This window comes from Shewanella abyssi (assembly GCF_023284025.1).
GTDB classification, from domain to species: Bacteria; Pseudomonadota; Gammaproteobacteria; order Enterobacterales; family Shewanellaceae; genus Shewanella; species Shewanella abyssi.
This window is the reverse complement of sequence record NZ_JAKIKR010000093.1, coordinates 1-8,460: the sequence shown is the minus strand read 5'-3', so window position 1 is coordinate 8,460 and position 8,460 is coordinate 1. Positions and strand designations below refer to the sequence as shown.

The window sequence follows — 8,460 nt, the reverse complement described above, 5'->3', positions numbered from 1 at the left end:
TGGACTTTATTGAGCAAGTTCATGATCTTCCTAAGATTGAGTTGTGAGTTGCTTTTAAAAGGCGAAGTTTCTCAAACTAACAAATCACTGCAGGTTTATTATTAGTGGTAAAGGTGAACCTGAGGTACCACCATATTGATTTTTGTAAACTCAAGCTAACTTAAGTGCGGTATTTCAAGATAATAAGCATGATGAGTTAAGAGTTGTTGTGACCTGCGAGAGAGTGACGATAAAGACCGAATTACCTCCAGTTGCCAGAGGTACTCTGCATCGAGCCGAGATGATGGCAGCGGTTGAATCGGATGAAGAGGAGTTTGGTTTGCTCGTCAATTAATTCACAGCAGTAAAATTTTTTTACTAGACTTACGGCGCTTGAAGTCGATAGCTATATAGTTGTTTGTACCTCGGGCAGAGTTGTTGAGATTGTTAATATATTTAATTACAAAAGGAGATGTAATCATGACGGTAAAGGAAATAAGTTATCGAGACGCAAGAGCCCGAATGCAACCAGGAGATGTCATCGCATTTGGTGGCAAAGGTAATTTTTCAGAAATAATTAAATTTGCCACTTTTTCGAGTGTTTCTCACGTTGGAGTTATCCTGCAAACGAAAATACCAGAGGATGATACCGGAAGATTTTTCAATCAAATTATTGAGTCAACATCATTGAATGGGTTCAACGGGGTCAATGTCTCTAGATTTAGTGACAGACTCGATAGTTATCAAGGTGAGCTTTGGTGGTTACCACTGAAAAAGGAAATTCGAGAATTACGTTTTAATACAGAAAATTATTATAATTTTTTATTCAATCAAGCTAAAGAAAGAAAACCTTACGATATGCCGCAGGCAATCAAGTCGGCTATTGATGCGCTAGATAATCTGCCGTTTGGAATGCATGGACCAGCCTATAACAAGGAATATTTTAGTAAATTTTTCTGCTCGGAACTTGTTGCTGCGGGTTTGGAGAAGGCCGGAGCGACAGACAGTATAAATGCATCGGAAGTAACGCCTATTGACCTGTGTCGATGGAATATATACGCAGACAGCTATTATCAATTAAAAGGCGATCCAGATAAGCGTATTTCTCGTTTTAATACGGCAAACCCTACAGATTGGAATGTTTAAAGCGTGCTGAACACTTGAGGTCAGCAGCTATGTGCCGCTGACTTCCGCTATATGACTCAGCCGACGTTCTTTCCTCAATAGTCGCAATAGAGCCACAATCTGAACAAAGTACCCGCATTACAACCTCCCAAATTGATGAACGGCGTTCGTTTACTATGCTTCATCTATTGGCTTGTGGTAGTTTATTCTAGATTATTTATATAAATAACAACCGAGTAGTCATGATAAAGAGGGATCGCGGCTTTGACATCTTTACTGTCCAATGACACTAGTATCCATTTTTATAATGAACATGCGGCGGAACTAGCGGCACATTATTTGTCTATCCAGTTTGAAGCAGTCCATCAAGCTTGGTTACCGCACCTTCAACAAATTATCCAAGGTTCACGCTCAGCGTACCGAATCATAGATATAGGTGCAGGCTCTGGTCGTGACGTTAAATATCTTGCTGAATTATCGACAGATGAAAGACCGATAGAAGTCTATGCTGTAGAGCCTGCTCAATCACTTGCTGAAGTGGGTAAAGCCTTGACCTCTAAAGTTTATAGTGATTTAGTTAAAGTCGCTGGGGCTGCAAGCAATACCATCAAGCCTGTCACTTGGCTTGAAGATAAGCTGCCTCAGCTAAGAAAAACCCAAGCGCTTAATCTTAAATTTGACCTTATTTTACTCAGTGCAGTCTGGATGCATATTGACCCCTCTGAGCGTTGCACTGCACTGCATTCAATGGCAAAACTATTAACAGCTGACGGCAAAATCATTATTACCTTACGGCACGGGAAAAGTGATGATGAAAGAGTGATGCATCAAGTCAGTATTGAAGAGTTGCAGGTGCAGAGTCTTCGAAATGGGCTATCAATCATTGACCACACCATACTTGAAGCGGACAAATTAGGTCGAAATCAAGTTCAATGGCAGACAGCCATTTTGGCTCGAAATGAAACGCGAGAAATAGCATAATAAAAGGCTAAAGATGAAACCTAATAATAAAGAAATTGCCGACGCACAAATGCAGGTCGATTTCATCGCTTATCTGCAGCGCTTATTAGTTGAAGGAGACTTCAATGCCACCTACAAGTTTGCGCTATTGCATGCGTTAGCGGATATCTGCATAGAGCGGCCCCTCAACAGCGATTCTGATCTTTTTTCTGAGCACCTTTACCAACAAGATGTCATCACCCTAGATGAGCTAGCTGAGAAATTCATTGAGCTCTATTGGCAGCACTCATTGCCTTATACCTGTTCAGCTAAAGAAGTGTTTAGTTCAAAAGATAGCGCGTCCTTTATCTTGCTGCAAAACGCAGGAAATCAGTCTGCGATAATCAATGTTCTCAAAGTACACCGAGAACGAGGCGTTAGCGCTGTTTCTGCGCTGAAATCAGACCCTAAGGTATGGCGTGCTTTATGTAGTCATACGCGAAGAATAATAAAGGAAGGCCCACTGTGGCGACTACAAATACTGGCCGGCAGTGCAGAGTGCTATTACTACCCACACGACAATCATAAGAAACAGATAACACTTAACCCCGGAATTGCTTTTTGTTTTCGTCGTTTTTATGATCTTGTGGTGTCATTGGCGAGAACCCATTGGACACAAAAAATCTGCAATTACCCGATAAACCATACTGTGATAGGCGGGCAGGGGAATTTGTCAGACTTTCTGTTTGGTAGTAATCGAAAGTCTCTCATTCAGGCAAGAACAGTGCTCTATGATATTCAAAAAGGACGATGTTTTTACTGCGGTAAATCTATAAGTAAAGCTGCTATGACTAAGAATGAGGAAGATACAGCGGAGCAGGCAATGGCCCCAGAGGTCGATCATTTTATCCCCAGAGCTCGATACCCCAATGATCTAGGCCATAACTTTGTGCTAGCCCATCGTAAATGCAATAACGCAAAGCGCGATCATTTAGCCGCTGAAATATACAAAGAACGCTGGTTTGAACAGAACATTATGCAGCACTCAGCAGAGATCACTAATGCATTACAGGAGTATTTCACCTGTGATAAACAACGTTCTGAAGCGATAACAACATGGGCTTATCAACTAGCAGCCGACAATGGATCATCCTTCTGGCCATTCGATAAGACAAGTGAACCATTTAGTCCTACCTCATCAGATTTGGCCATTGAAGATTAGGGCGTGAGCATTTAGAACGTCAGTTTGTAGGATGATAGCAGAGGTGACGGTCGTTCTGGCTAAGCGGCTGGTTACTACTCACAACTTTCGTTCCTCTGTATCAGATCACTCACTACCAACTTGATTCAAAATGGCACTATGTCATTTTAATCGGTTTCTCTGTTGTTATTGTTTTGTGTATGACAAAAATGAATTCAGAGAATAGAAGACTGTGGTTGAGTATGCTTGGTATCGGCCTTACCGCTGGTATTGTATTTTTGACTGAACCTAAGTGGACACCAAGTGGCTTACTAAAAGATATTAGTTTAGCAGTTTGGCATCAAGATTCAGGTTTGTGGCCCTCTGACAGCCGATTTATGCTTATCGCTGCTTTAATTATTGGCATGGTAGTCGCGGCAGTTCATAAGAAAACATTTAATTTTATAGCACTACAAAAGAAAGATTGTGTACGTCATCTGCTTGCAGGTTGTTTGATGGGTGTTGGTGCCGCTATTGCAAGCGGCGGCAATGACAGTCAGTTATTGTTAGGCCTACCTTCTTTATCACCCGCAGGCATTACCACCATTTTGAGTATGCTAGTTGGGATAGCATTGGGAAGGAAGATTATAAGAGTTTAAAGGCTTTGTTACTGTCATTCCGGCACTCTTGTTGGCCGGAATCCATTTTTGTTTGGAAGCTAAGAATGGATCCCGGAACAAGTCCGGGAAGACGGCATAACAAGAAGCAGATTATCGTTCGCTGTTTGCTTAGCGGTATATATTATCCAGCTCGCCGTTATTAAGCTTTTTATTGACCGCTTTTAAACAGTGCTGCGCATGGCTAATCACCTGTTGCATGTTTTCATAACAACGACGCTCGTTTTTACCATAGGCAAAAAAGGTCAGTACTACTTGTTGACCCATGCCGCCGGTGTCTACTTTATCACCGAGCGCGAGGTAACAGGTGGTGGATTGTGATAAACAAATAGCACCAGCACGAAAGCCTACTTTGGTACTGGCAACACTTTGCAGTATATTTTGCATTAGCCAGTCGATGCTTCTCTGTTGACAGTTTTCTTCAATATCGCGGAACAGTATCATTAATCGCGCACTACATTTTTTGGCATAGGGATATTGTTTATCGGGATTTTCTTCAGCGGCATTAAAGGTGCAGTCATTGCTTTCCAATAGTGAAGACGAGCTATTGAGCCATTCTACCAGTGAATAAAAAGTGTCGGTAAAGGGCCAGTGATTAAAAGGCTTAAAATCTTCCAGAGAGCTACGTATCAGTTTTGGATTTTTCTTGAAATCCATATAAATACTGCTTTCGTCGGTTGTCATCGTCGTCCAAGGATGAGATCTTCCCTCGGTGTGCTCTGTTTGCTTGGCGGTAAAAGCGTCCACTATTGAATCCATTAATGCTGATATGAGGGTAATGTTAATGCGTTTTAACTAGAGATACAAAATGTATTTTTAGCACTTAAAGACAAAAGTAGTTAAGCGGGTCGATAATTTCTCCTGCATTATTCTGCCTTTGTCTATCCATGGACTCGTACCTCTTATATCCCTATAGTCGTGCAAAAATGACCCATAGGGATATGGGGAATGTCTGAATGATATAGGGCATATCACTGACCCGTGGAGGTCAGAGACATTAAGAAAAGGGCCATGAAATCTACACCTATCTCGTCTTTCCGGCATGCTTGTTGGCCGGAATCCATTTTTTAGAACCTAAAGACAAGAGTAATATAAAAGCCTGGAACAAGTATAAACAGTAGGTAATAGCGAGTCCGGGATGACGGCATAACAAGAAGCAGGTCGAGAATTACTCTTCCGGTGCTATGTGATTTGCTATTGGCTAGGCGAACGGTGCGCCAAGTAGCTGAATAGATCCTTAGTAATAGGGGTTGTAAGGCCGAAGCATTTTACTTCGTGAAGAATCGTTCGGCCTTTATTTTTAGTTTGCTGTATGTGCCATTTCTAGTGTCATCATTTCTCTAATGTTATTGATAAGCTCTGCACTTACATCAAGATCTTTGCATAGAATCCTAATCAAGCGGGTGACATGACGGCTAAACGGCTTGTCAGGATTAAATTCGTTGTACAGGCTTAACCAGGCGGCCACCAGCTTTTGTTCGTTATAACCGAGGTTTTCTAGCTGATAAAGTATTTCAATGATGGTTTCTTCTTCTCCTAGCTCTTCAATATCAAAGATATCAAACTCGCCTATGCCCATATTGTTATCTGGAGTGAACTCGTCGTTGAGGGCGTCGGCGAGTGTTGTTGATGTTGTTGTTTCTGCATCTTCTGCGGGAGTATCAGCAACTCTTCTTAAGAATGCTGGAATGTCTAGGTGGTCAAGATCTGAACTCTTCTCTGATAAAGGCTCTGATGAAGTAGAATAGTACATTGGTGCACTTTGGCATACTTGGTCACTACTCTGATAAACCACGCTGCCAAATCCACTTTGCCCTGCAGGTAATTGCTGAGGTACTGTACGCAGCTGAGGCAGTCCAACTGCAGTTTCAACTTCATTCACTTTGACCAAAATGTAACTGGTAGACTCGGTAACTAATTGGTATTTTTCTGCTAGATGTAATGCTTCCGCTTTGCTGACTTCAGTGAGCTTAGAGTGTGCTGCAAGGCGGGCTAATGTGCTGGCATTGGTATACGTTAGTGTGATTTTTTGTGTATGTGCTATATCGGTATTTTTGTAATCCTTACAAAAAAAATGCAGTTCAGCATTTTTTTCTAGCTCATCTTGTTTCGCTTCTTCTGGGTTTAACCAGGAGAATACATTGATGGTGTCACCGGCAAAGAGGCTACTCAGTTGCTGTGGTGATTGCTGTATCGCTTGGTTATTTTTAGGCCAAGATATTTGGCTATCGTAAAGCCTTGGCTGGTTGATACGTTCAAAGTGGCGCACGATACGACTGCTCATATTCTCATTAGGTGTGACAAACTCACTTGCTCCTCCCGTCTCGCGAGCGAGTTTAGACAGGAATGCTTCACTCACTGCGCTACCCACACCTATGACGAAGTGACGATGTTCTGAGGCTTGTGCATTTGTCAGTAGGTTGTCTTCATCCCATACTTGTCCGTCGGTGATTAACAGTATGTCTGTGGGGATATTTGTCGGCGTTTTTGAAGTATAAGTGGCTTGTAGTGCATCTCTCATTTCGGTGCCGCCTAAGTCGGCTCGAAGCATTCGTAGTATCTTTTCTACATGTTGTAAATTCTTTGCTGTTACTTGTACCGACTTATCAAAGATCAGTTTGTGTTGGCTACCGAACAAGATAATGTTAAACCAATCACCATCTTCAAGTTGATTCATTATGGCTTGTAGTGCAATTCGAGCTTGGTCAATTGAATCGCCACACATAGACCCTGAGCAATCTACTACCATTTTAATGCAACGCTGCTGATGTGCTTGCTGTATGTCTAGCTGGGGATAGAAAGAGGTTAACGCCACTGTCTTTTCGCCATCTTTCGCCCATAAACCTTCGCCAACATAGTCGCTAGGTTTGGCTATTTCGATGATTAAATCTCGGTCCATGGGTTGCGCTGCAGTCAACAAACCTAGGCGCAAGCCACCGGCATCTAACGCTTGAGTAATGGAGTGTGTTGGGCTGGTTACTGCCGCATCTGCAAGTTTGCCTTCAATATTGGCGTGAAAATCGAACTGGTAACGGGTGAATATAGAGTGACATGGCTCTTCGTGTTCGGCTAGACCTGCTAGGCGAGGCGTACCGTACTTCGGTGCTAGTGTTGTCGGAATATAAAATCTTAATTTGTCACCTTGCCACTCATTTAGCTGAGCATACTTAAAATGGATAACCGCGCTTTCACCTGCAAGTAGATTCCCTAAGTTAATAGAGTACAGTCCGTCTCTTATTTTTTTGAGCATAACGGCCGTATCACCACTGGTGATGGCTTCTTCATATTCTTCTTCGGCAATAGAATTGACTTTAACTTGACCTTCGAGTGTTTGGCCGTTGATCTCGACATGGAGTTGAAGTAGCACTGCGTCAATAGGAAGAGGGAAGGTGTATACGGTTTCGATGTTGGTGTCTTCGTTATTTTGATATTGCTGCCTAACATCGACTTCGGCAAGTATGCCGTTTAACGTTGCTTTGATGCTGACCGCTTTTAAAGCAACGTCTTCACCATATGGCGTAGTTAATCCTATTTCACTGTTCATTTCTCTTCCTTATCACTTGATGTGATGCGTTGATACAACGAGATGACTTCTAGTGTGAGTTGTTTCGCTTGCTGTGGTGTTAACCCAGCTTGGCTTGGGTTTAGTGTGAGTGTGATGCCTTCATCTATGTGTATGTGGCTACAGACTTCTATATCACCCGCTTTCGCGCGCTTGAGTGGTGGCAGAGGCTTGTTGTCACTTTCATCGAATAGAAGCTCGCTGATGCGATCGAGCGATAGCCCTGCGTCTTGCCACTTTTTAATTTCGAGTAGTCGCTCTAGGTGTTGTTGAGTATAAAACGCGCCGCGCCCACTGCCTTCTGCTGCAGGCATTAGCGCCTTCTGGATGTAGAAGCGCACAGTACGTGGAGTTAGCTCAATTAGCTGACAAAGCTCATTTAGGGTATAGCGCATATTATTTTGAGTAGGAATATTTTTCATGACACCAATACTAGACAGTGTTGATGTTTAGATCAACTGTTAAGTTCTATGGTGATAGAAACTTTTTACGCTTATTAAATAATTTAGCTCTTCAAGATAGTTAGTGCCGCGTCTTCTTTGCCATATCTAGACCTGGCTGTCGGGTTTATATTGTTTTAATTCAGTTGGTTGGATGTTTGGTTGAATACTGAGGCTAAGCTTTAGCTAGTTAAATTTAGGCATAAAAAAAGCCCCGATACTTTCGTATCGGGGCCTTCTGTATTTGTGGAGAGCGGGGCTCTGTTTCTGGTTGTAACCGACTGTCTTTACGATGTTTTAACTTAACCCCTTGGGCTGGGTGTTCCTATTGGTGTTAAAATGAAAGCGAGTCACTACGAGTTAGTGTAAGAATATTCAATAAAACTTTTAAAAAAAATCATCCACGGTCATCTTCGTATCTTCTAGCAATTAAACACGCTTCAACTTCATAAAGTCTAACTTTATGTACTTTATGCTTCCTGAACATACCTTTTGGCTAAAAGTCTAAAAATATAGACTTTATCGTGCTCAGCCTATAATCTGTTCTATAAGTCTATT

General features: G+C 42.2%; 7 protein-coding genes and 1 pseudogene. 5 read left to right on the top strand and 3 right to left on the bottom strand.

The genetic code is table 11. The features are described from left to right. Nucleotides 1-148 precede the first annotated feature (148 nt). From L2755_RS21455 to L2755_RS21435, 5 genes and pseudogenes are all read left to right on the top strand, one after another. Nucleotides 149-319 (top strand): annotated as a pseudogene (locus L2755_RS21455) (nucleotidyl transferase AbiEii/AbiGii toxin family protein); the annotation flags it as partial. Between the two features lie 182 nt (nt 320-501). Then, nucleotides 502-1,125 (top strand): hypothetical protein, encoded by a 624-nt coding sequence (locus L2755_RS21450; protein WP_248982684.1) that lies wholly within the window; start codon nt 502-504, stop codon nt 1,123-1,125. A gap of 243 nt (nt 1,126-1,368) precedes the next feature. Beyond that, nucleotides 1,369-2,085, top strand: coding sequence for a class I SAM-dependent methyltransferase (locus L2755_RS21445; protein WP_248982683.1), 717 nt, complete (start codon nt 1,369-1,371; stop codon nt 2,083-2,085). Nucleotides 2,086-2,098: 13 nt separating this feature from the next. Further along, complete coding sequence (locus L2755_RS21440) at nt 2,099-3,265, top strand: HNH endonuclease (protein ID WP_248982682.1); 1,167 nt, start codon at nt 2,099-2,101, stop codon at nt 3,263-3,265. Nucleotides 3,266-3,360: 95 nt separating this feature from the next. Continuing rightward, nucleotides 3,361-3,882, top strand: a complete 522-nt coding sequence (locus L2755_RS21435) for a YeeE/YedE thiosulfate transporter family protein (RefSeq protein ID WP_346348110.1) — start codon at nt 3,361-3,363, stop codon at nt 3,880-3,882. A gap of 129 nt (nt 3,883-4,011) precedes the next feature. Here the strand turns inward: L2755_RS21435 and L2755_RS21430 are convergent, their stop codons facing one another. The 3 genes from L2755_RS21430 to L2755_RS21420 all read right to left on the bottom strand — a co-directional run bounded on the left by L2755_RS21430 (nt 4,012) and on the right by L2755_RS21420 (nt 7,884). Further along, the gene (locus L2755_RS21430; protein ID WP_248982680.1) at nt 4,012-4,647 is read right to left on the bottom strand and encodes a hypothetical protein; all 636 of its coding nucleotides are present in this window, start codon (nt 4,645-4,647) and stop codon (nt 4,012-4,014) included. 553 nt (nt 4,648-5,200) lie between these two features. After that, nucleotides 5,201-7,444 carry a VIT domain-containing protein gene (locus L2755_RS21425; RefSeq protein ID WP_248982679.1) on the bottom strand — a complete coding sequence of 748 codons (2,244 nt, stop codon included), beginning with the start codon at nt 7,442-7,444 and terminating at the stop codon, nt 5,201-5,203. Then, on the bottom strand, nt 7,441-7,884 hold the full coding sequence (locus tag L2755_RS21420) for a helix-turn-helix domain-containing protein (protein ID WP_248982678.1): 444 nt from the start codon (nt 7,882-7,884) through the stop codon (nt 7,441-7,443). Before L2755_RS21420 ends, L2755_RS21425 begins: the two co-directional genes overlap by 4 nt. Between the last annotated feature and the right edge of the window lie 576 nt (nt 7,885-8,460).

What these genes read in the sequence shown, in the direction of transcription:
- L2755_RS21450 (WP_248982684.1), top strand. Translation starts at nt 502, where the DNA reads ATGCAACCAGGAGATGTCATCGCATTTGGTGGCAAAGGTAATTTTTCA.
- L2755_RS21440 (WP_248982682.1), top strand. Translation starts at nt 2,099, where the DNA reads ATGAAACCTAATAATAAAGAAATTGCCGACGCACAAATGCAGGTCGAT.
- L2755_RS21425 (WP_248982679.1), bottom strand. Translation starts at nt 7,444, where the DNA reads ATGAACAGTGAAATAGGATTAACTACGCCATATGGTGAAGACGTTGCT.
- L2755_RS21420 (WP_248982678.1), bottom strand. Translation starts at nt 7,884, where the DNA reads ATGAAAAATATTCCTACTCAAAATAATATGCGCTATACCCTAAATGAG.